The sequence below is a fragment of the Streptomyces sp. NPDC002133 genome (assembly GCF_040296405.1).
Taxonomy (GTDB): Bacteria; Actinomycetota; Actinomycetes; order Streptomycetales; family Streptomycetaceae; genus Streptomyces.
The window spans coordinates 14,660-39,803 of the sequence record NZ_JBEOXF010000069.1 but is presented as its reverse complement, the minus strand read 5'-3'; the positions used below and the strand labels follow the sequence as shown (position 1 = coordinate 39,803).

Sequence of the window (25,144 nt, the reverse complement as noted above, 5' to 3'; positions counted from 1 at the left end):
GAAGACTGCCTCGACTGCGCCGGTGGCCTCTACCTCGACACCCCCGCCTGACCGACCCCAACACCCCTCCACGAACTTCCGCGGAGCAGCACTAGAATCGCCGGTCTTGCCCGCCTCCCTCCGAGGAGTGCCGCGTCCGGTCGGTAACCGGACGCGCCGCCACGCCGTAACGTCCACGTACCTTCCGGAGGCAACCCCGTGCCCGCGCCCGTATCCGCGTCGACCGATCCCGACCCCGATCCGCTCGCAGGCGAGCGCGCCCATCTGGCCGCGTCGCGCTCCGCGCTGCGTGCCATGCGCGACGACGTCCAGGCACTCGACATCCGCGACGTCACCGCGAACTGGGTCAACGCCGCGGTCCTGGAGGCCCAGATCGAGGAGCGCATCAAGGCGCTCGCGGACCTCGCCCACACCCCGCTGTTCTTCGGGCGACTCGACTATCTGCACAGCACGCAGGAGGGGCAGCGCTTCTACATCGGGCGGCGGCACGTCCACGACGCCGGGGGAGACCCGATGGTCATCGACTGGCGTGCGCCGGTCTCGCAGCCGTTCTACCGCGCGTCGAGGAAGGACCCGCAGGACGTCGCCCTGCGTCGCCGCTTCGGTTACACGGGCGGCGACCTCACCGCGTACGAGGACGAGCACCTCACCGACCCCTCCCCTGGCCTTCGGCATGGGGAACCCCAGGTCGAGCGGACCAGCAGGCTCCTCCAGGCGGAGATCGAGCGTCCGCGCGTGGGCCCCATGCGGGACATCGTCGCGACGATCCAGCCCGAACAGGACGAGATCGTCCGCTCGGGCCTGTCCGGCACGGTCTGCGTCCAGGGCGGCCCCGGCACCGGAAAGACCGCCGTCGGCCTGCACCGCGTCGCATACCTCCTCTACGCGCACCGGGAGCGGCTGGCCCGCACCGGCACGCTCGTCATCGGACCGAACCGCTCGTTCCTCCACTACATCGAGCAAGTCCTCCCCGCCCTGGGCGAGTTGGAGGTCCAGCAGGCGACGGTCGACGATCTCGTCGCGACGCGCGTCGACGTGCGCGGCGAGGACGCCGCCGAGACCGCGATCGTCAAGGGCGACGCCCGGATGGCGGAGGTGCTGCGGCGGGCGGTGCGCTCGCACGTCACCATGCCGACGGAGGCCCTGATGGTGGTCCGCGGGTCGCGGCGCTGGCGGGTGCCTGCGTACGAACTCGAGGAGATCGTCCAGGAGCTGCTGGACCGCGACATCCGGTACGGGGCCGCCCGCGACGCCCTGCCGCAGCGCATCGCGCACGCCGTGCTCGTAAGGATGGAACAGGCCGGTGAGGCCCCCGACGACCGGGTGCAGGACGCGGTGGCGCGCAACGCGGCAGTGAAGGCGGCGGTCAAGGCGATCTGGCCGGCGGTCGATCCGGCGAAGCTGGTCCTGCGGCTGCTGTCCGACGCGGACTTCCTCGCGGCGCACGCGGACGGCGTCCTCGGCGCCGACGAGCAGAAGGCGGTCCTCTGGACGAAGCCGCCGCGCTCGGTGCGGACCGCGAAGTGGTCCCCCGCCGACGCGGTCCTGATCGACGAGGCGAGCGACCTCGTCGAGCGCACGCACTCGCTCGGGCACGTGGTGCTGGACGAGGCGCAGGACCTGTCGCCGATGCAGTACCGGGCGGTCGGACGGCGCTGCACGACCGGGTCGGCGACGGTGCTCGGCGATCTGGCGCAGGGCACCACGCCCTGGGCGACCGGGAGCTGGGCCGAGGCGCTCGCCCATCTCGGCAAGCCGGACGCGGCGGTCGAGGAGCTGACGGCGGGCTTCCGCGTGCCGCGCGAGGTCATCGCGTACGCGTCACGGCTGCTGCCGCACATGTCCCCGGGCCTCGCGGAGGTCCGCTCGGTCCGCGAGTCCCCCGGCTCCCTGGAGATCCGGCCGGCGTCCGGGGACGGCGATGTGGTGGCCGCGTGCGGGGAGTCCCTCCGGCACGAGGGTTCCATCGGCCTGATCGCGGCCGACGCACGCGTCCCCGCGCTCGCGGAGGCGCTGGACGCAGCGGGCCTGCGGTACCTCTCACCCGGCGAGGAGACGACGCCGGAGGCCCGGCTCACCCTGGTCCCGGCGTCCCTCGCGAAGGGTCTCGAGTACGACTACGTCGTGCTGGACGAGCCCGCGGCGGTCGTCGACGCCGAACCGGACGAACGCACCGGCCTGCGCCGCCTGTACGTGGCCCTGACCCGCGCGGTCTCGGGCCTGACGGTCCTGCATGCGGCACCGCTGCCGACGCAGCTGGCGTGAGGGTGCGGCCGGATCGGTCTCCGGTCCGGCCGCCGCCCGCAAATCCGTGCAGTTGCATCCCGCACCGAGCGCTATGATCCGGCCATCATTCGATCACGTCGGATGCACACTTACTCCATGACTCGCGTACACCCTGGGGGATTACGTGCGTTTCTTCTCCAGGCGTGCCGTTCGCGGCGCGCTTCTGGCCGGTGCCGTCGGCGGGCTGATCGCCACCGCCACCACCTTGCCGGCCCAGGCTGCGAGCGGCTACGACCGCTGCGCCTGGGGCAGTCTCTGCGTGTTCAGCGAGCCGCTGGGCAATGGCGAGATGCTCGTCGTGACCGGGAGCAGGCTCACGCTCGGCACGTGGGACAACCGCATCAGCTCGTTCGCCAACAACTCCGATCAGCCGGTGTGCTTCCACCCCAGGCCCGGGCTCGACCCGTGGGGCGCCACGCACTACTACTCGGGCCGGGTGTCGTTCGACGAGAGCATGTTCCCCGAACTCGACGACGACGTCAGCTCGTTGGACATGGGCCCCGAGGCGGACGACTTCTGCGGCTCCGAGAGCAGGTACGCCACCTACCAGTGGGACTACGGGCCCAAGCCCCGGCCCGCCGGTCTGCCGGCCGACGGCGCCTTCGGCGACGCCAACGGCGACGGGTACGCGGACCTGTTCACCCGCAACAAGTTCGGCCAGCTGTGGTCGTCCCACGTCTACGGCAGCGCGGGCCAGGACCGGCTCGTGGGCTCGGGCTGGAACGCCATGACCAAGCTCACCCGTCACGGCGACCACGACGGCGATGCCAAGGAAGACGTCTTCGCCCGTGACACGACCGGGGTGCTGTGGTTCTACCCCGGCAAGGGCGACGGCACCTTCGGCGCCCGGGTCAGGGTCGGCTCCGGCTGGAACGCCATGCGCGACATCGCGGCCGCGGGTGACCTGACCGGGGACGGCAAGGCCGATCTGCTGGCCGCCGACGGCACGGGCGTCCTGTGGACGTACCCGGGCAACGGCAAGGGCGCCTTCGGCACCCGCAAGAAGGTCGGCACCGGCTGGAAGGTCATGAACGAGCTCGTCGGCGCCGGCGACATGAACTCCGACAAGCGGGCCGACCTCGTGGCCCGCGACACCGCCGGGAAGCTCTGGCTCTACCCGGGCAGGGGCAACGGCACCTTCGGCACCCGCGGCCTCATCGGCAACGGCAACTGGAACGGCTTCGCCGAGCTCGCCGGCATCGGCGACGTCACCGGGGACGGACGGCCCGACATCGTCGCGCACGCGCCGGGCATCTCCGCGGTACGGGTGTACCCCGGAACCGGTGCGGCGAACGGCGCGCTGCGGTCCCCGAGGACGCTGGCCGCGGCCCAGGCCACCCACCTCGTCCTCTGATTCCCTCACCGGCTTCGAACGGAGCACGATTCATGCTCGGATCCATCCTGGGCCGGCGCGCCGTCGGCACGGGTGCCGCCCTTGCCGCGTCGCTCGCCGCCCTGGTCACGGCGGCCCCGAACGCGGCCGCCGCGGACAACTCCGCACGCTGTCCCGCGGGGAAGTTCTGCGTCTTCTCCGGCGCGGGCTACACGGGTGACATGGGGACCTTCGCGGCCTCGATGCCCACGCTCGGCGCCTGGAACGACCGGATCTCGTCGGTCGTCAACAACAGCGGTCTGTGGGCGACGCTCTACGTCCAGCCCAACTACGGCACCGACCCCGATTTCGTCGTCATCACCCCGAAGAACGGCCCCGTCGACCTCGGCAACGGGTCCTTCGACAACCGGTTCGACAACAAGATCAGTTCCATGCGGGTCACCACGACCGAGTACGAGGCGTTCCAGGGCGTCCCGTGGATGGACTGGTACCGGGCGCCCGAGATCAAGCGGCCGGACGGGCTGCCCGCCGTGGCCCGGTTCGGCGATCTGAACAACGACGGCCGGGCCGACCTCCTGGAGCGGGCGAACGACGGCCGGCTGTGGTTCCTGTCGGGCATCGGCAACGCCGACGGGGTCACCAAGGGCAAGCTCGTCGGGGGCGGCTGGAACGCCATGACCCAGCTGGTGCGCCACGGCGACTACAACGGTGACGCCAAGGAGGACCTCTTCGCCCGCGACAAGACCGGGGTGCTGTGGTTCTACCCCGGCAAGGGCGACGGCACCTTCGGTACCCGGACCAGGGTCGGCTCCGGGTGGAACACCATGCGGGAGATCAGCGCGGTCGGCGACGCCACCGGCGACGGCCGCCGTGACATCGTCGCCCGGGACACCGCGGGAACCCTGTGGACGTACCCGGGCAAGGGCAACGGCACCTTCGGCACCCGCCAGAAGGTCGGCCCGGGCTGGAACTCCATGAACCGGCTGGTCTCGCCCGGCGACATGACCGGCGACGGCAAGGCCGACCTGGTGGCCCGGGACGGCGCGCGCGGTCTCTGGCTCTACTCCGGCCGGGGCAACGGCACCTTCGGCGCCCGCCAGAAGCTGTCGTACGCCTGGCCCTCCGACGAGCCCGTGATGTCCACCGGCGATGTGAACGGCGACGGGCTGTCCGACCTGATGCGGCCCATCGACTACCAGCTGTTCGTCTACCACGGCAACGGCCGCGGTGGGATCGGCGGCCCGAACGCGGACATGCTCTGGGACACCGCACCGAACGTACGGGTCTTCTGACCGTCTTCCGACGGCCTTCCGACAGGCACGCCCTCGCGGCGAACGGCGCCCCGGTCTTTCCCGGGGCGCCGTCGTTCGTCGGCGGCCGCCCGCACCCTCCGCGCCACCGGCGGCCGGCGGCCGCACCGCCCGGCGGGTCGCGGCCACACCACCGCGACCCCGTGGGGCTACGCGTCCAGCGCCTCGCGCCACTCCCGGACCGCCTCCGGCGCGACCGGTGCCGTCCAGCCGTGAGGACGGGCCGCGCCGCCGATGTGGAAGGCGTCGATGCCCGCCGAGCGAAGGGCCGGGAGGTGGTCGAGGCGGAGGCCGCCGCCGACGAGGAGCCGGGCCTCGTAGCCCGGTTCGCCCCGGCGCGCCGCCTCCGCGAGAAGGACCGGGAGCCCGTCGTCCACGCCCGCCGCGGACCCGGCGGTCAGATATGTGTCGAGGCCGGGCACGTCCGCGAGCTGCTTGCGCAGCGCGTCGCGGTCGGCCGCACGGTCGATGGCCCGGTGGAACGTCCACCGGCAGCCCTCCAGCTCGGCGACGAGCCGCTCGACGGTGACGAGGTCGGGGTTGCCGTGCGCGTCGAGGAAGCCCAGCACGAACTCGTCCGCGCCCTCGGCCCGCAGCCCCCGCGCGGCCCGCACGAGTGCCTCGACGTCACCGGCGGCGAATCCGTCGGTGAGACGCAGCATCACGCGCAACGGGATGTCGACCGCCGCGCGGATCGCCGCGAAGGTCTCCCGGGCCGGGGTGAGCCCGTCCGCCGCCATGTCGGTGACGAGCTCGAGGCGGTCGGCTCCTCCGGCCTGGGCGGCGACCGCGTCCCCCTCGTCGAGGGCGATCACCTCCAGGAGTGCACGGTTGCTCATGGCCCCATCCCTTCGGCCCTATAGGTCTAGTCCAATAGTGGGGCCCAGCCTAGACCGTCCGAGTGGCTCAGGGCTGCCGTGTGGAACCCGCAGGACCTGCGGAACCTGCTGAACCCGCGGGACCGGCACCGGAGGATCCGCCCTGCCGCTCAGGGGCAGGCGAGGGCGCAGGCCCGGCCGGCCCAGCGCCCTCGCCGGGCCCCGCGCCCTCGCCGGGTGCCGCGGCTTCCCCGGGCCCGGCGGGCCCCATCGGCACACCGTGCGTGCTGTGCGTCTTCAGGTTGTACGGAAGCAGCCGCTCGCCGCCCGTCGGGAAGTCGCCCTCGTCCGGCTCCCGGACCTCCTCGATGTGGGTCTGGTGGTCCGGCCGCTTCGGCTGGTCCTCGGGCCGCGGCGCGCGCTCCTGCGCCCGCCGCCTCGCCTCCAGCCACATGGCGCCCCCGAGCACGGCGACGAGGACGACGGCGAGGATGAACGGGACGAGCCCGGCGAACGGCGAGGCAGCCAGGACTTCGGTGGTGGGCGGGCTGCCCTGGACGATCATCAGCGAGTTCATGGCGTCTGCCTCCGCATACGCAACGGCACACAAGCCTGACCCGCCCATTATCGTCCTAGATGCCCCATATGGGCGCCCGGGGACATCCCGGGATCCCGCGAGGTGTGCCCCAGTCGGTTCGGTCGCGCCCGCAGGCCGACACCCCGGAATCCCCCGTGGACAATGGGCCGCATGGCCGACACCGAGGACCTCCGCAACCGCTGGTACGGCGCGCTGCTCGCCGTCCGCGAGGACCCGTGCTTCCCCGACCCGTACCGGTACGCGGACAATCTGCTGGCCCGCTGGTCGGAGCCGCAGCGGCGCTATCACACCGTCGACCATCTCGCCGCCGTCCTCCGCCACGTCGACACGCTGGAGCAGCACGCGGACGACGCCGATCTCGTACGCCTGGCCGCCTGGTTCCACGACGCCGTCTACCTCCCGGAGCGCTCCACGAACGAGGAGCGCTCCGCGCGCCTCGCCGAGCGCGCCCTGCCCGAGGCCGGGCTGTCCCTCAAGGACACGAACGAGGTCGCCCGTCTCGTCCGCCTCACAAAGACGCACGCCGTGCAGGACGGCGACAGCAACGGCATGGTCCTGTGCGACGCGGACCTCGCGATCCTCGCGTCGCCGCCGGACGCGTACACCGCCTACACCGCCGCCGTCCGCGAGGAGTACGGATTCGTCCCGGACGACGCCTTCCGTACGGGCCGCGCCGACGTCCTGCGCCACCTTCTCGGCCTGCCGCGCCTCTTCCGTACGCCCTACGGGGAGCGGGAGTGGGAGGCCGCCGCGCGCCGCAATGTGTCGGCGGAGCTGGAGCGCCTGGAGCGGGCGTGAACGACCGGCGGCGCAAGGGGCCGCCGGCGCGAGCGACGGCGGTCGGCGTGGACGACCGCCTCGCCGGCCGTCGTGCGGGAATGACAGGAACAACCGAGGTGTTGGCCACTGTCATGCCCGTAGCCCCAGAACCACGCCCCCGTATGCCCGTGGCCGTCTACATCCTGGGCCTCTCGGTCTTCGCGCTCGGCACCAGCGAGTTCATGCTCTCCGGGCTGCTGCCGCCCATCGCGGAGGACATGGGCGTCTCGATCCCCCGGGCCGGGCTGCTGATATCCGCGTTCGCGATCGGCATGGTGATCGGTGCGCCGCTGCTCGCCGTGTCCACGCTGCGGCTGCCGCGCCGGGCCACCCTGATCGCGCTGATCACGGCTTTCGGCCTCGGCCAGGTCGCGGGTGCGCTCGCGCCGACGTACGAGGTGCTCTTCGCGTCCCGCGTCGTGAGCGCGCTCGCCTGCGCCGGGTTCTGGGCGGTCGGCGCGGCCGTGGCCATGGCCATGGTGCCGCTGAACGCCCGTGCCCGCGCGATGGCCGTGATGATCGGCGGGCTGTCGATCGCGAACGTGCTCGGCGTTCCGGCGGGCGCGTTCCTCGGCGAACACCTCGGCTGGCGCTCCGCGTTCTGGGCGGTCGCCGCCGCGTCCGCGGTCGCGCTGGTCGGCGTGGCGACCCGCATCCCGCGGATCCCGGTCCCGGCGGAGAAGCCGCGACTGCGGCGCGAGCTGACCGTCTACCGTGACCGCCAGGTCTGGCTGTCCGTCGGGATCATCGCGCTCGCCGCGGGCGGTGTCTTCTGCGCGTTCTCGTACTTCGCCCCGCTGCTCACCGATGTCGCCGGGCTGAGCGACGCCTGGGTACCGGCGGTGCTGGGGCTGTTCGGGATCGGCGCGCTGGTCGGTACGGCGATCGGCGGGCGGTTCGCCGACGCACACCTCTTCGGCGTGATGCTCAGCGGCATCACGGCGTCGACGGTGCTGCTCGGGGCGGTGGCGCTGTGCGCCGGCCGGCCGGTCCTCGTGGTGGCCCTGTCGTTCCTGCTCGGCGTCTCGTCGTTCTACACGGCCCCGGCGCTGAACGCCCGTATGTTCAACGTCGCCGGCGGCGCGCCCACCCTGGCCGGGGCCACGGCAACGGCCGCGTTCAACCTCGGCAACACCGGAGGGCCCTGGCTCGGCGGCACGGTGATCGACGCGGGCTACGGTTTCGCGTCGACGGCGTGGGCGGGCGCGGCGATGACGGTCGCGGCCCTCGTGCTGGTCGCGGTCGCGCTCCGGCTCCACCGGAGCGGCGCGGTCGCACAGACGCGCACTGCCACCGAGACGCGCGCGACGGGAGCGGGAACCCGTGCCGTGGCCGCCTCGGCCGTACGGTCCGACGCGGAGCCTTCGCCGCAGCCCTGCGCGTAACCTCGCCCCGGCCGCTCCACGCTGCCCTCAGCCGTTCTCGCGCGCCGCTCGCTTGCGCCGCCGGAGCCCTGCCTCCGTGATCCGGCGCACGAGTTCCTTGGAACCGATCTCCACCGCGCCCGCCACCACGGCGTCGGCGTAGCGGTGCTCGGGCACGTCGTAGTGGTCGCGCTCGAACGCGCGCGGCGGGCAGCCGATCGACGCGGCGAAGGCGTGCAGTTCGTCGAACGACACGTCGCTGACCAGGTGGGACCACATGCGGCCGTGGCCCGGCCAGTTCGGCGGGTCGATGTAGACCGTCACGACAGTCCGCCGACGGGCGCCACCACCACACCCGCCTTGCCGCACACCCAGTGCGGATCGGGCCCCAGTTCCGGTTCGACGTCGAGGGCGTGGGGCTCGCCGGTGCTGCAGACCGGACAGATCGGCCAGCGGCCGTACCGTTCCAGCAGCGCGTCCTGTACGTCCTGGGCGATGAGCCCTGCGACGTACTCGACGCCCTCCGGCCACTGCTCGACCCACCAGCGGCGCTGCGCGACGGCTTCCTCGACGAGTGAGACGACTTCGGCGTGGGCCACGTCACGGGCGGCGAGGTCGGCGAGGACGAGGGCGCGAGCGGCGTGCAGCGCCTGTTCCAGCGGGTCGACGTGGTTCATGGAGCCATTGTCTCCCGGGTCCGTTACGAGGGGAGGAGCGGGCTGACAGGGGGTTGACGCCGATTGGTCCCGAAAATATCTTTCAATGGTGACCAATGAAATGAAGGAAATTTTCATCGGTGGCCAGGGCGGCGCTCCGGCCGGGCCGGCCGGCGACGCCCCGCCCGCACCCGCCGCCCTCGCGGCGAAGGTGCGCACGCTCGCGCCGTCCATGACCCGCTCCATGCAGCGGGTCGCCGAGGCCGTCGCCGCCGACCCGGCCGGCTGCGCGGCCCTCACGGTCACCGGCCTCGCCGAGCTCACCGGCACCAGCGAGGCCACGGTCGTCCGCACCGCCCGGCTCCTCGGCTATCCCGGCTACCGCGATCTGCGGCTCGCGCTCGCGGGCCTGGCCGCCCAGCAGCAGTCGGGCCGCGCACCGTCCGTCACCGCCGACATCGCGGTGGACGACCCGATAGCGGACGTCGTAGCCAAGCTCGCGTACGACGAGCAGCAGACCCTCGCGGACACTGCGGCCAACCTGGACACGGTGCAGTTGGGCGCCGCGGTCGGCGCGCTCTCCACCGCGCGCCGCACCGACATCTACGGTGTGGGCGCATCCGGCCTGGTCGCCCAGGACCTCGCCCAGAAGCTCCTGCGCATCGGCCTGATCGCGCAGGCCCACTGCGACCCGCACCTCGCCGTCACCAACGCCGTGCAGCTGCGCTCCGGCGACGTGGCCATAGCGATCACCCACTCGGGCTCGACGGGGGACGTCATCGAGCCGCTGCGCGTCGCCTTCGACCACGGCGCGACGACCGTAGCGATCACCGGCCGCCCGGACGGGCCGGTCACGCAGTACGCGGACCACATCCTCACGACCTCCACCGCGCGCGAGAGCGAGTTGCGGCCTGCGGCGATGTCGTCGCGCACGAGCCAGCTCCTCGTCGTCGACTGCCTGTTCATCGGCGTCGCGCAGCGTACGTACGAGACGGCGGCACCCGCTCTCGCGGCGTCGTACGAGGCGCTCGCGCACCGCCACCGTCCCCGTACCCGTACCCGCTGACCGCACACCCCGCTGACCGACACCCCGCAGACCGCAGAACACGAGCCACCGAAAGAGCCGCGCCTCCATGACCTCGACGCACGACGCACAGGACTTCTCCGAGGACCACTCCGAGCTCCGCGCCCAGCTGGCCACCCTCACCACCGAGGCGTTCCGCCCCGAGCTCGCCGACATCGACCGGCTGCCCACCCTCGACATCGCCCAGATCATGAACGGCGAGGACCGCTCCGTCCCCGGCGCCGTCACCACGCAGCTCCCCGCCATCGCCGCCGCGATCGACGCGACCGCGAAGCGGATGGCCCGGGGCGGCCGGCTGGTCTACGCGGGCGCGGGCACGGCCGGCCGCCTCGGCGTGCTCGACGCCAGCGAGTGCCCGCCCACCTTCAACACCGCCCCGGACCAGGTCGTGGGCCTGATCGCGGGCGGCCCGTCGGCGATGGTGACGTCCGTCGAGGGCGCGGAGGACTCCACGGAGCTCGCGGCGAAGGACCTGGACGACCTCGGGCTCACCGCCGACGACACCGTCGTCGGCATCTCCGCCTCCGGCCGCACTCCGTACGCGGTCGGCGCCGTCGAACACGCGCGTGCCCTCGGCGCGCTGACCATCGGCCTGTCCTGCAACGCGGACAGCGCGCTCGCGGCGGCGGCAGAGCACGGCATCGAGGTCGTCGTCGGACCCGAACTCCTCACCGGATCGACCCGGTTGAAGGCGGGCACGGCGCAGAAGCTCGTCCTCAACATGATCTCGACCATCACGATGATCCGTCTCGGCAAGACCTACGGAAACCTCATGGTGGACGTGCGCGCCTCCAACGAGAAGTTGCGCGCCCGCTCGCGCCGGATCGTCGCGCTCGCCACGGGCGCACCGGACGACGAGATCGAATCGGCCCTCACGGCGGCGGACGGCGAGGTCAAGACGGCGATCCTGATGCTCCTCGCCACACTCGACGCCCCCACGGCCGCGGCCCGCCTCCAGCAGACCGGCGGCCATCTGCGCGAGGCGCTCCAGGGCTAGGACCCGGCCGGGGGGTGAGGCTTCGCCCCGGGGCGGCCACGGCGGGCCCGGGGCGGACCTGCGGCTGACGCGGGGCGGACGCGGGCCGACCCCCGGCGGACCTTGCCTCTACCCCGTTCGACGTCTTTTCTGACGATTCGTCGGATTTTCTTGCCGTGTCCGCCTCCACCGCCTCCGACCTGCGCAAACGGCCACACACAAAGCGCCCTGCGCCTCCACTCGGGCGACAGATCCGACAAGTCGTCAGGTTGCGGATCTGACGGACTGTCGGTTCCCTCGAAAACGGAGCACAGCACTCGCACCGCGCAGACAGGCCGGACACTGCTCCGTTGGAGGATTTCATGCGTAACAGACGCGTTGGTGTAGGCGCCGGTCTCGTTCTCGGTGCCGTGGCACTCTCGGTCCCGCTCGCGTTCGCCGCCGTCGCCGCCGGTGACTCGGACATCCGTATCGAGCCGGGGAGCGCGACCCCGGGCTCCACGGTCACCGTCACCATCAAGGGCTGCGGCGATGACGTGACCTACGGCAAGGGCCAGTCCGAGGTGGCCGGGATGTTCCACCTCTTCGAAGGTAGCGAGGAGGGCGAGCTCACCGGCGAGTTCGAGATCCCGGAAGGGACCGATGCCGCGAACGACACCGTCATCGCCAAGTGCCCGCCGGCGACCAGGCTCACGGACACGTACGAGATCGGCGAAACCGACACCGACAGGAACGCCGACGCCGACAAGCAGTCCGACTCCGGTTCCGACTCCGATTCCGATTCCGACTCCGGCTCCGATTCCGGCTCCCGCTCAGGCTCCGAATCCCGCTCCGACTCGGACTCCGACGACCGCTCAGACTCCGACTCCGACAGCCGCTCCAAGTCGGGCTCGGGCTCGGACTCCGACTCGGACACCGACTCGGACACCGACTCCGACGACCGCCCGAACGGCTCGGTCGACGCCGGCGGCGGTGGCATGGCGGACCAGGGCATGCAGCTTGGCCTGGGCAGTGTGGTGATCGCCGGAGCCGCCGGGTGTCTGGTCAGGAGGCGCCGCGTGAGCGGCCTCCGCTTCTGACCGTCCCACGGCCGACCCCACGGCCGTCCGGCACGGGCCCCCACACGGGGCCCGTGCCGGACCGGGGCGAGGGTCCGGGCCGGAGAGGGCTACGCCGCCCCCACCGCCCGCTCCTTGATCGTCACCTGCCCCTTCCTGATCGTCGCCACCCGCGGTGCCCGCCGCGCCAGCGCCGAGTCATGAGTGACCATCACGAACGTGAGCCCGTTCTCCTCCCACAGGCCCTCCAGCAACTCCATGATCTCGTCGCGCATCGACTCGTCGAGATTCCCGGTCGGCTCGTCCGCCAGCAGCACCGCCGGCCGCTTCACCAGGGCCCGCGCGATCGCGACCCGCTGCTGCTGCCCGCCGGACAGCTCACCCGGCAGATGGCCCCGGCGCTCGCCGAGCCCCACCGACTCCAGCGCCTCACCCGCCCGCTCGCGCCGCTCCGCGGCCTTCAGGCCGAGCGGTACGAGGGCGGTCTCGACGTTCTCCTGAGCGGTGAGCGTCGGAACGAGGTTGAAGCCCTGGAAGACGAAGCCGATCTTCTCGGCCCGCACGCGCGTCAGCCGCGCCTCCGGCAGGGTCGCGAGGTCGACCCCGTCCAGGACGACGGACCCCTCGGTCGGGCGGTCCAGGCCGCCGAGCATCTGCAGCAGCGTGGACTTGCCGCCGCCGGTGGGCCCCTGGATGACCAGCCGCCCGCCGTCCTCGATGGTCAGGTCGACCCCGTCTAGGGCCTGAATGGTGTCCTTGCCGCGCCGGTAGCGCTTGGTGACGCCTGTGAGCTCGTACATCGTGATTCAACTCCTGCTGTACGTACGTTCGTCAGTGGATTCGGGGGCTACTCGACGCGGCGCAGCGCGTCCGCCGGCCGCAGCCGCGACGCCCGCCAGCCGCCGAACCCGCCGGCGATCAGCCCGCCCGTCACCGCGAGCGCCACGGCGAGCCCGATCGTGGTGAGGGACACCGGCGCGGTGAGCGCGATGTCGAGGGCCTTGGACGCGCTCTGCCCCAGCGGCCCGCCCTCGCCTCCGCCGCGGACCGCCATCGGGCCCCCGCCCATGACCTGACCGGCGCCGCCCCCGCCACCGCCCAGCTGCGCGGTGAGCGTCGGACTGAAGGCGGTGATCGCCCACGCGCCCGCCAGCCCGATCCCGATTCCCAGCGCCCCGCCGATCAGCCCGTTGACGAGCGCCTCGCCCGCCACCTGGCCGGTCACGCGGCGGCTCTTCCACCCCAGCGCCTTCAGCGTGCCGAACTCCCGCACCCGCCGGCTCACCGCCGAGGACGTCAGCAGACCGGCCACCAGGAACGCCGCCACCAGCACCACGATCGACAGCCACTTGCCGACACCCGACGCCAGGTCGGAGGCCGTGGACAGCGACCCCGAGACGGTGTCGGCCAGATCGGCGGACGTCGTGACCGTCGTCCCGGAGATGTTCTTCTGGATGGTCGTCTTGACCGCGTCGATCTGCTGCGAGTCGGTCGCCTTCACATAGACGGTCGTCACCTTGTCCTTGGCGTCGGCCAGCGTCTGGGCCTGCGCGAGCGGCAGATAGACGTTCGCCGCCGCGTCCCCGCTGTCCGCGGTCGCGAGCCCGATGATGGTGAACTTGTTCCCGGACACGGTCAGCGTCTTGCCGAACGAGAGCTTCTGCTCCTTCGCGTACGCGCTGTCGACGACGGCAACCTCGGCAGAGGTCTCGCTCGCCTTGAACGTACGCCCCGACGTGATCTTCGACGAGGTCAGCGGTCCGAGCCCCTGACGGGCGACGTCCGTCCCGTACACGGTGTACGAGTTGACGTCGAAGTCGGCCCCGCCGCCCCGCACCTCACCGCGCACCTCACCGCCGGCCGGGCCGCCCGGCTTCCCCTCCTGCCCGGGCTCCTGCTCGAACTCCCCGCGCTTGAACTGCCCGTTGACCTTCATGACCCGCACGTTCAGCCCGCCGACGGCGTCCGCGACCCCGTCCTGCTCGCCGACCTGCGCGACGGTCGACGCGGCCAGCGTCTCGAAGCCCTGGACCATGACGATGTCCTGGCTCTGCTCGGCGTCGTCGCCCCCGTCCTTCGCGTCGAACTGGAACCTCGGCCGCCGCACGGTGTCGCCCTCCCCGGGCGGCGCGGCGGCCTTGGTGACGGTCATGTCGGTGCCGAGCCCGTACAGGGACTCCAGCACTTTGCCCTGCGCCTGAGTCATCCCGGCCGAGACCGAGTTGACGACGATGACCAGGGCGATTCCGAGTGCAAGCCCCGAGGCGACGACGAGCGCCGCCTTCCTGCGGCGGCGCAGCTCGCGCCTGAGGTAGGTGAAGAACATGGCGGGAAAGCTAGGTGCGCGCCGTGAGGGTGGGTTAAGGCCTGGATGAGACAGGCATGAGAAGCCCCGGTGCGGGGTTCACGAAGGCAGCGACACGGCCTGATCACGATACGTGGACGCACCTGGCGAAGCGGCCGATCAGCGGCATACCGTGCCCCAGCACCACACATTCATTGCCCTGGGGGGGCCTTGTACACACGCACATGGCGGCTGGCAGCCGCCGGAATCCTGGCTGTCATGTCCGCCGTCGGCGGATGTTCCGCGCAGAGCGCGACAAACCCGGCGGACCGGCGTTCGACGGCACCCAGTGCCTCCGCCGCCGAGGACCCGCGCATGCTGAGTCAGGCAGAGCTGGAAGCGAGTCGGCTGACCGAGAAGGAGATGGCCGCGCTCGGCTACTCGAGCATATGGGACGACAGCAGCCTGAAGGACCTCGCCCGTCGCGGGCGGACCGCCGTGGAGCCGATGGAATGCATCGGGCTCGGCGATGTGATTGCCGGTGGCTATCCGCACGCGTCGTCGGCGTACGCACAGGTGAACTACTCGCCAAGGGAAACGGCGATGATCTCGGGCTATGTCGTCCTGGCCAGCGACTCCCAGTTCGGCGCAAGAGACTTCCTCAGCATGGCGAAGAACTCGCTGAAGAAATGCGACCGGTACACCCATCCAGGCAGGGGCGGCGGCGAGATCACGACCAGGCTCGAGCCGGGGCCTTCGGACAACTGGGGCGACGAATCCATCAGCTTCACCGCCCTGTCCACCTGGCAAGCAGAGGATGGCCCGATGGACCGCAGGCAGGTGTTCACCCTGGTCCGCAGCGGCGCCGTGACGATCAGGTTCGACCTCGAGACCTTCTACCCCGCTCAGTACCCAGGGAAGAGGGTCACACCGAAGATCAACCCGGCGCTGATCGCACAGCAGGTCAACAAGGTGCAGGCAGCCCAGCGGAACTGACCGAGGACGTCAGTCGAACGCCCGCGCCCGCGGCGCCTCGGCCGCCTCGGGCCGACCGTTCCGCTCCGCCCACCGCACCGCGGGCCCGACCCCGAAGGACGCCCCGGCGAACAGTCCGCCCAGCACGAGCCATCCGGGCACGCCCCACGTCACCAGCAGCGCGGTGAGCACCAGCGGACCCAGGGTCCTGGCCACCGTCACGCCCGTGCCGAAGAAGGCCTGGTACTCGCCGGTGCGGCCGTCCGGAGCGAGGTCGAAGCCGATCTGCCAGGAGCCCCGCGAGCAGCGCCTGCCGCGCCGCCGCGAGCCCGGACTGCGCGGTGGCGTACAGGCACGCGGCGGCGAGGAACGGCCAGAAGGACCGGACGACCAGGAACGAGCCCACGGCCGCGCTCGTCGCCAGCGCCAGCAGCACAGCTGTCCCCCGCGGCCCCCGCCGGTCCGCCAGCCGCCCGAGCGGTACGCCCACGACCGACCCGACCGCCCAGGCGATGGTGAGCCCGATCCCGACTTTCGCCGGCGCGAGGCCGACGACGCGGGTGAAGAAGAGCGCGGACGTGACGTAGAAGGCACCGTCGCCAAGGGAGTTGACGAGCTGGGCGAGAGCGAGGACACGAGGCGGACCGGCCGGCGGCAGAACGCGAGGGGTCGGCATGACCATGACGCTATGACCCGGACGGCCCGCCTCCCAGGGCCAATTCCGACCGCCTCAACTGGGCAACTTGGCCCCGACGACGACGGTGGCGTACAGCTCGTCGGATGTGGCGACGCGTGGTACGAGCCCGCTGCGCGCGACGGCCTCGACCGCGCCCGCCGCCTGACGCTCGCTCGTCTCGAACAGCAGGATCCCGCCGGGCGCGAGCCACTGCCCCGCCTCGCCGGTCACGCGTCTGAGCACGTCGAGCCCGTCCGCGCCTCCGTCGAGCGCGACGATCGGCTCGTGCACGCGTGCCTCGGCCGGCAGCAGCCCGACCTCCTCGGTCGGTACATACGGGACGTTCGCGGCCAGGATGTCGACCCGCCCACGAAGTGCGCCGGGCAGCGCCGCGTACAGGTCTCCCTCGTACACCCGCCCCAAGGCGCCCACATTGCGCCGCGCGCACCGCACCGCGACCGGGTCGACGTCGGCGGCACACAGCTCGACGCGCCCCAACTCCGCGGTCAGAGCCGCCCCCACGGCCCCCGACCCGCAGCACAGATCGACGACCACCGTCGCATCCGGCCGGGCGGCGACGGCTTGCCGGACGAGGAACTCGGTCCGGCGCCGGGGCACGAACACCCCCGGTTCGACCGCGATCCGCAGACCGCAGAACCCGGCCCAGCCGAGGACGTGTTCCAAGGGGTGACCGCCGGCGCGCCGCTCCACCATCGCGGCGAGTTCGGCGGGCGTAAGAGCGGTGGAGACGATGAGCGCCGCCTCGTCCTCGGCGAAGACACAGCCTGCGGAACGGAGACGGCTGACGATGACGGATAGATCCACGGATGAAAGCGACACGGGAGCCTTTCGGAATACCGAGCGGGGCTCCCTCGGCCGCCTACGTAAGCGACGCGGAGGCGAGCACCCGTCCTGCAACAGCGGTGATGGGTCCCACCTCCTCGTTCCTGCCGGCACTGCTGGAGCCGCCACCCTACCCCGGAAGCCGCCCCTCCCCGTTCCGTTCCCGCAGCACATCCCCCGGCGGCGCCGGGGGATGTGCCTCGGCGGACAGTCCCCCTCCCGTCCGCCACCGGGTGGCCGGAGTCGTACGGCCCGAAGCTCGTGTTCCGGGCCGCAGCACGGTCCTCCCTCGTCACTTTCGTCGCGGACGTCAAGCACACGCCCACTACAGGCTGAGCGCGTCCTCGGCATTGCTCAGCCACGCGGTGACGGAGTTCTCGGTCGAGACGTACAGCCCGGGAGTCGACGCCTTGAGCGGCACCTGCTCGAGGTCGGACGCGGTGTTCATGGTCATCGCGATCGAGTCGACGGTCCGGCCCGTGCCGTTGTTCACGCCGCCCATGAGTCCGGCGTAGGCCGACTCGCCCGGCTGGAGCCTGATGTCGGTGCCGGGGTGCGTCTCCGAGCGCTCGGTCGCCGCGCCGTCCAGGTCGCCGAAGGTCACGATCGGGTAGTCCAGCACCTTGCAGGGCTTGCCGCTCTTGTTGGTGATCTTCAGCAGGTAGCTGCTTGTCGTGCGCTCCGCGAGGGTCGCGCTGAACTTCACGTCGAACGTGCTGCAGGGAAAGACCGCGAAGTCGCCGTCGGGAGACGAACTTTCGCCGGAGGAGTCCGACGGAGCCGCGGGCTTCGACGGCGTCACGGGCTTCGAGGGGCCGGCGGACCCGGAAGGACTCGCGGCCCCGGACGGGCTCGCGGTGGGCGCTTCGGCCCCGCCGCCTGTCTGGTCGGTCGGGCCCTGATCGGGCCCACAGGCCGTCAGGGCCAGGGCGGACACGGTGGCGAGCACGGCGAAGGTTCTGCGGATGCCGCGGCGGACGGGACGGTGATCGGTCATCTGGTGTTCCCCCGAATGAGAAGCGCGAGTGCGCTGACTGAACCCAGCGTCCCGCCCGACCTTCACAGTTTGGTGACCGTGCCTTCCCGAATCCACCACGGAAACGCCGGTGACACGCCCAACGGGTCGCACCAGCCGGTCTGCGGCTGACCCAGGACCTCACAGCCGATGCGCGCGGCAAGCCGTCGCGCCCGCTCCGGGTGTGCGTCCCACTTGCTCACGTGCACGAAGAGCGTGTGGGACTCTGTCCGGTGCTCGGCTTGCGTGTCATCGGCGTGGAACACGGCCTGGACCCCGTCGTACCGGGCGCTCCCCGGGTACGCGTACTCCCATGCCGGCTTTGCCGGATCGGGCAGCCCGCTCCGGGCCACCCGCTCAAGGACCACGCCCGCTGAACGGTTCCGTGGCGCTGTCCACCGGGAGCAGGCCCGTGCCCGCCTCCAGCACGTCCTCGGCCTCCTCCGGAACCAGCGTCTCCTCGATGAACCTGACGGCCCGGCGCAGCCCGTCCCCGGTCTGGTAAGGGAAGTCCGTACCGAGCATCAGCCGGTCCGCGCCGTACGACTCGGCCGCCGCACGCAGCGCGGGTTCGTGGCCGTGGGCGACGGTGTCGTAGAACATGCGGCGTGCCGCGACGGTCGGCATCTCGACGATGTCCGGTGCCTCCCACGGCACATGCTCGTCGGCGCGCGGCAGCAGCATCGGCAGCGCGCCGCCGAGATGCGCGTGCACGATCCGCAGCCGCGGGAAGCGGCTCGGGATGCCTTCGAGCATCAGGTGCATCGCGCAGATGGTGTCCTCCGTCGGCGCGCCGACCATCCACCGCATCCGGTTCTCGGCGATGAGCGGCGTTCCTGCGTCCCGTCCCGCCGGGTGGAGGCTCAGCACCGAGCCCCGATGGTCCAACTCCTCGAAGAGGGGCCGGAAGACGGGGTCGCCGAGGCTCCGGCCGAGGACCGACGTCGTCAGCCCGGCCCCCGCCATCCCGAGCTCGTCGAGCGCCCGTGCCAGCTCCTCCAGCGAGGCGTCCAGTTGCGGGAGCGGCAGCGCGGCGAAGGCGGAGAAGCGCGCGGGCCAGGCGCGTACGAGCTCCGCGTAGTGGTCGTTGGCGAGACGCGCGGACATGACCGCCTCCGACTCGTCCGTGAAGTACGGGGTCTGCGGGGACACGGACAGGATCTGGTGGTCGATGCCGGCGGCGTCGTTCATCGCGAACCGGGCGTCGAGCTCCGAGGGGCTGTCGCCCGCTCCCAGACCGTGCTGCGTCGCCGTGTCCTCGCGCCCGTAGGACTCCAGGAGGCGGAGATAGTCCTCGCCCCAGAGGTGGGCGTGCACATCCGTCCGCACCCTTTCAGGATCACGCCGCCCCGGCCGGACGTCCACCGGGCTCCGGGAAACGCCCGAGGGCGGCACCCCCTGGGAGTAGGGGTGCCGCCCTCGGTCTTCAGGACGGTTGATCGAACCAGAGGTCGATCAGAAGTCCATGTCACCGCCCGGCATGCCGCCGCCGGCCGGGGCCGAGGCCTTCTCCGGCTTGTCGGCGATGACGGCCTCGGTGGTGAGGAACAGCGCGGCGATGGAGGCCGCGTTCTGCAGAGCGGAACGGGTCACCTTCGCCGGGTCGATGATGCCCTCGGCGACGAGGTCGACGTACTCACCGGTCGCGGCGTTCAGGCCGTGGCCCGGGGTGAGGTTGCGCACCTTCTCCACCACGACGCCGCCCTCGAGGCCGGCGTTGACGGCGATCTGCTTCAGCGGGGCCTCCAGGGCCAGCTTCACAGCAGCCGCACCGGTGGCCTCGTCGCCCTCGAGCTCCAGCTTCTCGAAGACGGTGGACGCCTGGATGAGCGCCACGCCACCACCGGCGACGATGCCCTCCTCGACGGCGGCCTTCGCGTTGCGGACGGCGTCCTCGATGCGGTGCTTGCGCTCCTTGAGCTCGACCTCGGTCGCGGCACCGGCCTTGATGACGGCCACGCCGCCGGCCAGCTTCGCGAGGCGCTCCTGGAGCTTCTCACGGTCGTAGTCCGAGTCGGAGTTCTCGATCTCGGCACGGATCTGGTTGACGCGACCGGCAACCTGGTCGCTGTCACCGGCACCGTCGACGATCGTGGTCTCGTCCTTGGTGATGACGACCTTGCGGGCGCGGCCCAGCAGGTCCAGGCCCGCGTTCTCGAGCTTGAGGCCGACCTCCTCGGAGATGACCGTGCCACCGGTGAGGATGGCGATGTCGCCGAGCATGGCCTTGCGGCGGTCACCGAAGCCCGGGGCCTTGACGGCGACGGACTTGAAGGTGCCACGGATCTTGTTGACGACCAGGGTCGACAGTGCCTCGCCCTCGACGTCCTCGGCGATGATCAGCAGCGGCTTGCCCGACTGCATGACCTTCTCCAGCAGCGGGAGCAGGTCCTTCACCGAGGAGACCTTGGAGTTGACGATCAGGATGTACGGGTCGTCCAGGGACGACTCCATACGCTCCATGTCGGTGGCGAAGTACGCCGAGATGTAGCCCTTGTCGAAGCGCATACCCTCGGTGAGCTCCAGCTCCAGACCGAAGGTCTGGGACTCCTCGACGGTGATGACGCCTTCCTTGCCGACCTTGTCCATCGCCTCGGCGATGAGCTCACCGATCTGGGTGTCGGCGGCGGAGATGGAGGCGGTGGAGGCGATCTGCTCCTTCGTCTCCACGTCCTTGGCCTGCTCGAGCAGGGCGCCGGAGACGGCCTCGACGGCCTTCTCGATGCCGCGCTTCAGGGCCATCGGGTTGGCGCCGGCCGCCACGTTGCGCAGGCCCTCGCGGACGAGCGCCTGGGCGAGCACGGTCGCGGTGGTCGTACCGTCACCGGCGACGTCGTCCGTCTTCTTGGCGACTTCCTTGACCAGCTCGGCGCCGATCTTCTCGTACGGGTCCTCGAGCTCGATCTCCTTGGCGATGGATACACCATCGTTGGTGATCGTGGGGGCGCCCCACTTCTTCTCGAGGACGACGTTCCGGCCCTTGGGGCCAAGGGTGACCTTGACGGCGTCGGCGAGCTGGTTCATCCCGCGCTCGAGACCGCGCCGTGCCTCCTCGTCGAACGCGATGATCTTGGCCATGTGAAGTGGTCCTCCCGGACTGGGGTGGATTTCTCCGGACCGCGCTGGCGCCCGCGACGGACGGCCTGCAAGCCTTGTGGTTCCTTGCCCCACCTGGCCTGCGGACCTCACCGACCCGGTCCTTTGTTGTCACTCTCACCCGGAGAGTGCTAACGCCAATGATTAGCACTCGGGCATGGAGAGTGCAAGCCGCTTCGAGGAAGCGTCGAGGGGGACGACCGTCGGGCGACGGGTGGTGCGGGCGGCTCCCGTGGAGGGGTCCGGCGCACGGCGGCGGGCACGACAGAGGGCCCGTACCCCAGCCCCGGGGACGGACCCTCCGCTACGTCGCTGCAGTCGGTCGGCGCCTCAGCCGGCCAATCGGACCATGTCCGCCTGCGGCCCCTTCTGGCCCTGCGAGATCTCGAACTCGACCCGCTGACCCTCCTCCAGGGTGCGGTAGCCGTCCATCTGGATCGCGCTGTAGTGGACGAAAACATCCGCACCACCGTCGACCGCGATGAAGCCATACCCCTTCTCCGCGTTGAACCACTTGACGGTGCCCTGAGCCATGCCTAACTCCCCTATTACTGGCCCTTGCACAGGACCGCACTTCGCGGACCCGGGTCAGACCTCACCCACGAAGAGGCGTGGATGTGCGCCGGAACGCGTCGACCGCGGCTGAATGTATCTGTCCAACTGCCGTCTGCAACAGGTCAATCGGACGAGAATTCTGGGCAGGGCCGAAAGGGCAATTCCTGCGAATTCACTGGATTTCAGGGCAAGTCGGGCCGAGCAAAGCTCGCATAAGCCGCATCAAACTCGAACACTTTGGCTGCTTCTTATCGTGTGCGGACGCATTCTCATATGCACGTGGCACAAGCAGCGGCGGGGACTTCCCCAACTCTACCGCGCTCAACCCTGCAGAATTGCCCCCTCCGCTTAGCTTGCGGAGGGGGCAATTCTGTTAACTCTGTGTGCCGGCCGTCGAGTCGGCGCCGGGCCCTGTGGTCAGCCCCCGGCACCGTGTCCGGCGGTCAGCCTCCGGCACTGTGCTCGATGGGGGGTCAGCTCCGGCACTGTGCTCGATCGTCAGCCTCCGGCACTGTGCTCGATGGTCAGCCTCCGGCGACGGCCGGGATGATCGAGACCCCGGCGCCGTCCGGCGTCGCCGTCTCCAGTCCCTGCTCGAAGCGCACGTCGTCGTCGTTGACGTACACGTTCACGAAGCGGCGCAGCTTCCCCTGGTCGTCCAGCACGCGGGCCGCGATGCCGGTGTGGTTCCTCTCCAGGTCGGCGATGACCTCGGCGAGGGTCGCGCCCTCCGCCGGAACCTCGGCCTGGCCGCCCGTGTACGTGCGGAGGATGGTGGGGATGCGGACGTTGACGCTCATGCGAGGCCAGCCTCTCGGAAAGAGTCCAGGTCGGGGCTGATGACCGCGGACATGCCCGTCGTGGGGGCCACCGCGTCCAGGGTCTTCAGGCCGTCACCCGTGTTGACGACCACCGTCGTGAGGGACGGGTCGATGGCGCCGGCCTCGATCAGCTTCTTCGCCACGCCGAGGGTCGTCCCGCCCGCGGTCTCCGTGAAGATGCCCTCGGTGCGGGCCAGCAGCTTGATGGCGTCCACGATCTGCTCGTCGGTCACGTCCTCGACGGCACCGCCGGTGCGGCGGCAGATGTCCAGGACGTACGGTCCGTCGGCCGGGTTGCCGATGGCGAGCGACTTGGCGATGGTGTCGGGCTTCTGCGGTCGCACGACGTCGTGACCGGCCTTGAAGGCCACGGACACCGGGGAGCAGCCCTCCGCCTGGGCGCCGAAGATCTTGTAGGGCTTGTCCTCGACCAGACCCAGCTTGATCAGCTCCTGCAGACCCTTGTCGATCTTCGTGAGCTGGGAGCCGGAGGCGATGGGGATGACGATCTGGTCGGGGAGCTGCCAGCCGAGCTGCTCGCAGATCTCGTACGCGAGCGTCTTGGAGCCCTCGCCGTAGTACGGCCGCAGGTTGACGTTGACGAAGCCCCAGCCCTCGCCGAGCGGGTCGCCGATGAGCTCGGAGCAGAAGCGGTTGACGTCGTCGTAGTTGCCCTCGATGCCGACGAGCTCGCCGCCGTAGACCGCGGCCATGACGACCTTGCCCTGCTCCAGGTCGTGCGGGATGAACACGCACGAGCGGAATCCGGCGCGGGCGGCCGCGGCACCGACGGCGCCCGCCAGGTTGCCGGTGGAGGAGCAGGAGAGCGTGGTGAAGCCGAAGGCGCGGGCGGCCTCCAGCGCCTGGGCGACGACGCGGTCCTTGAAGGAGTGCGTCGGGTTGCCGGAGTCGTCCTTGACGAACAGCCGGCCCGGCTCGACACCCAGTTCACGGGCGAGGTTGTCGGCCTGGACGAGCTTGGTCCAGCCCGGGTTCAGATTCGGCTTGCTCGCGACGTCGGCGGGGACGGGGAGCAGCGGCGCGTAGCGCCAGATGTTGGCCGGGCCGTTCTCGATCTGCTTGCGCAGGGCTGCGGCCTCATCGGGGCTGCCGCTCGGCAGGTCGTACGCGACTTCGAGCGGCCCGAAACACAGCTCGCAGGCGAAGATCGGACCGAGGGCGAACCGCTCGCCGCATTCGCGGCACGAAAGGCCGGAGGCCGGGCCCAGATCGACGATGTCGGTGGTGGTGGCAACTGTCTCTACAGCCATGGAGGCGAGGCCCTTTCTCCTCATCTTCCTCATGGCGCATCTCGCCATGAGACGGATTTGGCACCTTCCCTAGCCGGGAGCCTCGCGCGCGATGATGCGACACAGCGTCGATGTGCGGCTTTCGCCGCGTGGCCGGCTGGAGGGTTGCCGGGGCTTCAACGGGCCGTTTCCCTCTGCCCCTCTGGATGAGCGGTATGTGATTGTCGGCGCTCGACCCCGGCATGCGAGGGTCGTGCGCGTTGTTCAAGACTGTAACCGAACCCCCGGACGCTTGAGATGGTCGTCCGATCCGCGAGATGGAGATCAATCACGTGCTGGAAGAGGTGGAGCGCTGGCTGGCCCGGCGGTCCTGGTCCGTGGCCGACCGCCCGCTCGACCAGCTCGTCGCCGCGAAGCGCGGAACCACGGTCAGCGTGGTGCTCCCCGCGCTGAACGAGGAGGCGACGGTCGGCGAGATCGTCTCCGTGATCCGGCACGACCTGATGACCGACGCGGCGCCGCTCGTGGACGAGCTCGTGGTCGTCGACTCGGGTTCGACGGACCGTACGTCCGAGGTGGCGGCCGAGGCGGGCGCGCGGGTCGTGCACCGGGACGCGATACTCCCGCGGATACCGGCCGTGCCCGGCAAGGGCGAGGTGCTGTGGCGGTCCCTGCTGGTGACGAGCGGCGACATCGTCTGTTTCGTGGACGCGGACCTGAAGGAGTTCTCCGCGGATTTCGTGTCCGGGATCGTCGGCCCGCTGCTGACCGAGCCGGACGTGCAGTTCGTGAAGGCGATGTACGACCGGCCGCTGGGCAGCACCCCCGGCCAGGGCGGCCGGGTGACCGAGCTGGTGGCGCGGCCCCTGCTGAATCTGCACTGGCCGCAGCTGGCGGGCTTCGTCCAGCCGCTGGGCGGCGAGTACGCGGTCCGGCGCTCGCTGCTGGAGCGACTGCCGTTCCCGGTGGGCTACGGGGTGGAGCTCGGGCTGCTGGTGGACGCGCTGCACACGGTGGGCCTCGACGCGCTGGCGCAGGTGGACGTGGGCGTACGGCTGCACCGGCACCAGGACGGGCAGGCGCTGGGCCGGATGGCGGCGGCGATCTACCGCACGGCCCAACTACGGCTGTCACGCGGGCATTTGGTGCGGCCGGCCCTGACGCAGTTCGAGCGGGGCGAGGAGGGGTTCGTGCCGCGGACGCATGCGGTGGACACGGAGGAGCGGCCGCCGATGCGGGACATCGCGGAGTACGCGAGGCGCTGGGCGGCGTAGGGGGCAGCCGCCGGCCCCGGGAGGCGCCGGCGAGCCGGGCGTCCGGCGCCCCG

At 71.1% G+C, this 25,144-nt stretch carries 24 protein-coding genes, 1 pseudogene and 1 riboswitch; of the genes and pseudogenes, 10 read left to right on the top strand and 15 right to left on the bottom strand.

What is annotated here, in order from left to right; all coding sequences use genetic code 11:
- Positions 1-198: 198 nt before the first annotated feature.
- From ABT078_RS36780 to ABT078_RS36770, 3 genes are all read left to right on the top strand, one after another.
- Positions 199-2,265: a HelD family protein gene (locus ABT078_RS36780; RefSeq protein ID WP_502981493.1), complete on the top strand. Its 2,067-nt coding sequence runs from the start codon at positions 199-201 to the stop codon at positions 2,263-2,265.
- Between the two features lie 145 nt (positions 2,266-2,410).
- On the top strand, positions 2,411-3,640 hold the full coding sequence (locus ABT078_RS36775) for an FG-GAP-like repeat-containing protein (protein WP_351235743.1): 1,230 nt from the start codon (positions 2,411-2,413) through the stop codon (positions 3,638-3,640).
- A 32-nt stretch (positions 3,641-3,672) separates the two neighbouring features.
- Positions 3,673-4,911, top strand: a complete 1,239-nt coding sequence (locus ABT078_RS36770) for an FG-GAP-like repeat-containing protein (RefSeq protein WP_351235741.1) — start codon at positions 3,673-3,675, stop codon at positions 4,909-4,911.
- A 167-nt stretch (positions 4,912-5,078) separates the two neighbouring features.
- Here the strand turns inward: ABT078_RS36770 and ABT078_RS36765 are convergent, their stop codons facing one another.
- Both ABT078_RS36765 and ABT078_RS36760 read right to left on the bottom strand, forming a co-directional pair.
- Complete coding sequence (locus ABT078_RS36765) at positions 5,079-5,768, bottom strand: copper homeostasis protein CutC (protein ID WP_351235739.1); 690 nt, start codon at positions 5,766-5,768, stop codon at positions 5,079-5,081.
- Between the two features lie 67 nt (positions 5,769-5,835).
- Positions 5,836-6,324, bottom strand: coding sequence for a DUF6479 family protein (locus tag ABT078_RS36760; RefSeq protein WP_351235737.1), 489 nt, complete (start codon positions 6,322-6,324; stop codon positions 5,836-5,838).
- A 171-nt stretch (positions 6,325-6,495) separates the two neighbouring features.
- On the opposite strand from ABT078_RS36760, the gene ABT078_RS36755 reads away from it, so the two are divergent.
- Entirely contained in the window at positions 6,496-7,143 is a 648-nt protein-coding gene (locus tag ABT078_RS36755; RefSeq protein ID WP_351235735.1) for an HD domain-containing protein, read from the top strand.
- 143 nt (positions 7,144-7,286) lie between these two features.
- Positions 7,287-8,549 carry a Cmx/CmrA family chloramphenicol efflux MFS transporter gene (locus ABT078_RS36750; protein WP_351235750.1) on the top strand — a complete coding sequence of 421 codons (1,263 nt, stop codon included), beginning with the start codon at positions 7,287-7,289 and terminating at the stop codon, positions 8,547-8,549.
- A gap of 27 nt (positions 8,550-8,576) precedes the next feature.
- Here ABT078_RS36750 and ABT078_RS36745 read toward each other — a convergent pair whose 3' ends face one another.
- Complete coding sequence (locus ABT078_RS36745) at positions 8,577-8,852, bottom strand: DUF4031 domain-containing protein (RefSeq protein ID WP_351235733.1); 276 nt, start codon at positions 8,850-8,852, stop codon at positions 8,577-8,579.
- On the bottom strand, positions 8,849-9,205 hold the full coding sequence (locus ABT078_RS36740) for a DUF8819 family protein (RefSeq protein ID WP_351235732.1): 357 nt from the start codon (positions 9,203-9,205) through the stop codon (positions 8,849-8,851). The genes ABT078_RS36745 and ABT078_RS36740 overlap by 4 nt, the downstream gene beginning before the upstream one ends.
- 88 nt (positions 9,206-9,293) lie before the next feature.
- Between ABT078_RS36740 and ABT078_RS36735 the strand changes: the two genes are divergently transcribed.
- From ABT078_RS36735 to ABT078_RS36725, 3 genes are all read left to right on the top strand, one after another.
- Positions 9,294-10,250: a MurR/RpiR family transcriptional regulator gene (locus ABT078_RS36735; RefSeq protein ID WP_502981494.1), complete on the top strand. Its 957-nt coding sequence runs from the start codon at positions 9,294-9,296 to the stop codon at positions 10,248-10,250.
- A gap of 67 nt (positions 10,251-10,317) precedes the next feature.
- Positions 10,318-11,265 carry an N-acetylmuramic acid 6-phosphate etherase gene (gene murQ, locus ABT078_RS36730; protein WP_351235730.1) on the top strand — a complete coding sequence of 316 codons (948 nt, stop codon included), beginning with the start codon at positions 10,318-10,320 and terminating at the stop codon, positions 11,263-11,265.
- Positions 11,266-11,606: 341 nt separating this feature from the next.
- Complete coding sequence (locus ABT078_RS36725; protein WP_351235728.1) at positions 11,607-12,323, top strand: hypothetical protein; 717 nt, start codon at positions 11,607-11,609, stop codon at positions 12,321-12,323.
- An 89-nt stretch (positions 12,324-12,412) separates the two neighbouring features.
- Here ABT078_RS36725 and ABT078_RS36720 read toward each other — a convergent pair whose 3' ends face one another.
- Together ABT078_RS36720 and ABT078_RS36715 are read right to left on the bottom strand one after the other, a co-directional pair.
- Positions 12,413-13,102, bottom strand: coding sequence for an ABC transporter ATP-binding protein (locus tag ABT078_RS36720; RefSeq protein WP_351235726.1), 690 nt, complete (start codon positions 13,100-13,102; stop codon positions 12,413-12,415).
- 47 nt (positions 13,103-13,149) lie between these two features.
- A complete protein-coding gene (locus ABT078_RS36715; protein WP_351235724.1) occupies positions 13,150-14,628 on the bottom strand; it encodes an ABC transporter permease in 1,479 nt (492 codons plus the stop codon).
- A 237-nt stretch (positions 14,629-14,865) separates the two neighbouring features.
- Here ABT078_RS36715 and ABT078_RS36710 point away from each other — a divergent pair, with 237 nt between their 5' ends.
- The gene (locus ABT078_RS36710; RefSeq protein WP_351235722.1) at positions 14,866-15,582 is read left to right on the top strand and encodes a hypothetical protein; all 717 of its coding nucleotides are present in this window, start codon (positions 14,866-14,868) and stop codon (positions 15,580-15,582) included.
- A 9-nt stretch (positions 15,583-15,591) separates the two neighbouring features.
- Here the strand turns inward: ABT078_RS36710 and ABT078_RS42980 are convergent, their stop codons facing one another.
- The 9 genes and pseudogenes from ABT078_RS42980 to thrC all read right to left on the bottom strand — a co-directional run bounded on the left by ABT078_RS42980 (position 15,592) and on the right by thrC (position 23,862).
- Positions 15,592-15,777, bottom strand: a complete 186-nt coding sequence (locus tag ABT078_RS42980) for a hypothetical protein (protein ID WP_502981495.1) — start codon at positions 15,775-15,777, stop codon at positions 15,592-15,594.
- Between the two features lie 112 nt (positions 15,778-15,889).
- A pseudogene (locus ABT078_RS42975) lies at positions 15,890-16,237 on the bottom strand (MFS transporter); the annotation flags it as partial.
- Between the two features lie 54 nt (positions 16,238-16,291).
- Positions 16,292-17,062, bottom strand: coding sequence for a putative protein N(5)-glutamine methyltransferase (locus ABT078_RS36700; RefSeq protein WP_351235720.1), 771 nt, complete (start codon positions 17,060-17,062; stop codon positions 16,292-16,294).
- Positions 17,063-17,405: 343 nt separating this feature from the next.
- Positions 17,406-18,077 (bottom strand): DUF4232 domain-containing protein, encoded by a 672-nt coding sequence (locus ABT078_RS36695; protein ID WP_351235718.1) that lies wholly within the window; start codon positions 18,075-18,077, stop codon positions 17,406-17,408.
- Between the two features lie 375 nt (positions 18,078-18,452).
- Positions 18,453-19,424, bottom strand: a complete 972-nt coding sequence (locus tag ABT078_RS36690; protein WP_351235716.1) for an amidohydrolase family protein — start codon at positions 19,422-19,424, stop codon at positions 18,453-18,455.
- A 126-nt stretch (positions 19,425-19,550) separates the two neighbouring features.
- Complete coding sequence (gene groL / locus ABT078_RS36685) at positions 19,551-21,173, bottom strand: chaperonin GroEL (protein WP_351235714.1); 1,623 nt, start codon at positions 21,171-21,173, stop codon at positions 19,551-19,553.
- Positions 21,174-21,521: 348 nt separating this feature from the next.
- Entirely contained in the window at positions 21,522-21,725 is a 204-nt protein-coding gene (locus ABT078_RS36680; RefSeq protein WP_009339379.1) for a cold-shock protein, read from the bottom strand.
- A gap of 545 nt (positions 21,726-22,270) precedes the next feature.
- A complete protein-coding gene (locus ABT078_RS36675; protein ID WP_351235712.1) occupies positions 22,271-22,546 on the bottom strand; it encodes a MoaD/ThiS family protein in 276 nt (91 codons plus the stop codon).
- Entirely contained in the window at positions 22,543-23,862 is a 1,320-nt protein-coding gene (thrC, locus tag ABT078_RS36670; protein ID WP_351235710.1) for a threonine synthase, read from the bottom strand. Before thrC ends, ABT078_RS36675 begins: the two co-directional genes overlap by 4 nt.
- A riboswitch (SAM riboswitch) is annotated at positions 23,856-24,030 on the bottom strand. It overlaps the preceding gene by 7 nt.
- 119 nt (positions 24,031-24,149) lie before the next feature.
- Between thrC and ABT078_RS36665 the strand changes: the two genes are divergently transcribed.
- Positions 24,150-25,091, top strand: a complete 942-nt coding sequence (locus ABT078_RS36665) for a glucosyl-3-phosphoglycerate synthase (protein WP_351235745.1) — start codon at positions 24,150-24,152, stop codon at positions 25,089-25,091.
- The last annotated feature ends 53 nt before the right edge of the window (positions 25,092-25,144 follow it).

Coding starts and splice junctions, on each gene's coding strand:
- ABT078_RS36740 (WP_351235732.1), bottom strand. CDS start 9,205: ATGAACCACGTCGACCCGCTGGAACAGGCGCTGCACGCCGCTCGCGCC.
- ABT078_RS36765 (WP_351235739.1), bottom strand. CDS start 5,768: ATGAGCAACCGTGCACTCCTGGAGGTGATCGCCCTCGACGAGGGGGAC.
- ABT078_RS36725 (WP_351235728.1), top strand. CDS start 11,607: ATGCGTAACAGACGCGTTGGTGTAGGCGCCGGTCTCGTTCTCGGTGCC.
- murQ (WP_351235730.1), top strand. CDS start 10,318: ATGACCTCGACGCACGACGCACAGGACTTCTCCGAGGACCACTCCGAG.
- ABT078_RS36755 (WP_351235735.1), top strand. CDS start 6,496: ATGGCCGACACCGAGGACCTCCGCAACCGCTGGTACGGCGCGCTGCTC.
- thrC (WP_351235710.1), bottom strand. CDS start 23,862: ATGAGGAGAAAGGGCCTCGCCTCCATGGCTGTAGAGACAGTTGCCACC.
- ABT078_RS36680 (WP_009339379.1), bottom strand. CDS start 21,725: ATGGCTCAGGGCACCGTCAAGTGGTTCAACGCGGAGAAGGGGTATGGC.
- groL (WP_351235714.1), bottom strand. CDS start 21,173: ATGGCCAAGATCATCGCGTTCGACGAGGAGGCACGGCGCGGTCTCGAG.
- ABT078_RS36675 (WP_351235712.1), bottom strand. CDS start 22,546: ATGAGCGTCAACGTCCGCATCCCCACCATCCTCCGCACGTACACGGGC.
- ABT078_RS36715 (WP_351235724.1), bottom strand. CDS start 14,628: ATGTTCTTCACCTACCTCAGGCGCGAGCTGCGCCGCCGCAGGAAGGCG.
- ABT078_RS36770 (WP_351235741.1), top strand. CDS start 3,673: ATGCTCGGATCCATCCTGGGCCGGCGCGCCGTCGGCACGGGTGCCGCC.
- ABT078_RS36695 (WP_351235718.1), bottom strand. CDS start 18,077: ATGACCGATCACCGTCCCGTCCGCCGCGGCATCCGCAGAACCTTCGCC.
- ABT078_RS36720 (WP_351235726.1), bottom strand. CDS start 13,102: ATGTACGAGCTCACAGGCGTCACCAAGCGCTACCGGCGCGGCAAGGAC.
- ABT078_RS36710 (WP_351235722.1), top strand. CDS start 14,866: ATGTCCGCCGTCGGCGGATGTTCCGCGCAGAGCGCGACAAACCCGGCG.
- ABT078_RS36760 (WP_351235737.1), bottom strand. CDS start 6,324: ATGAACTCGCTGATGATCGTCCAGGGCAGCCCGCCCACCACCGAAGTC.
- ABT078_RS36750 (WP_351235750.1), top strand. CDS start 7,287: ATGCCCGTGGCCGTCTACATCCTGGGCCTCTCGGTCTTCGCGCTCGGC.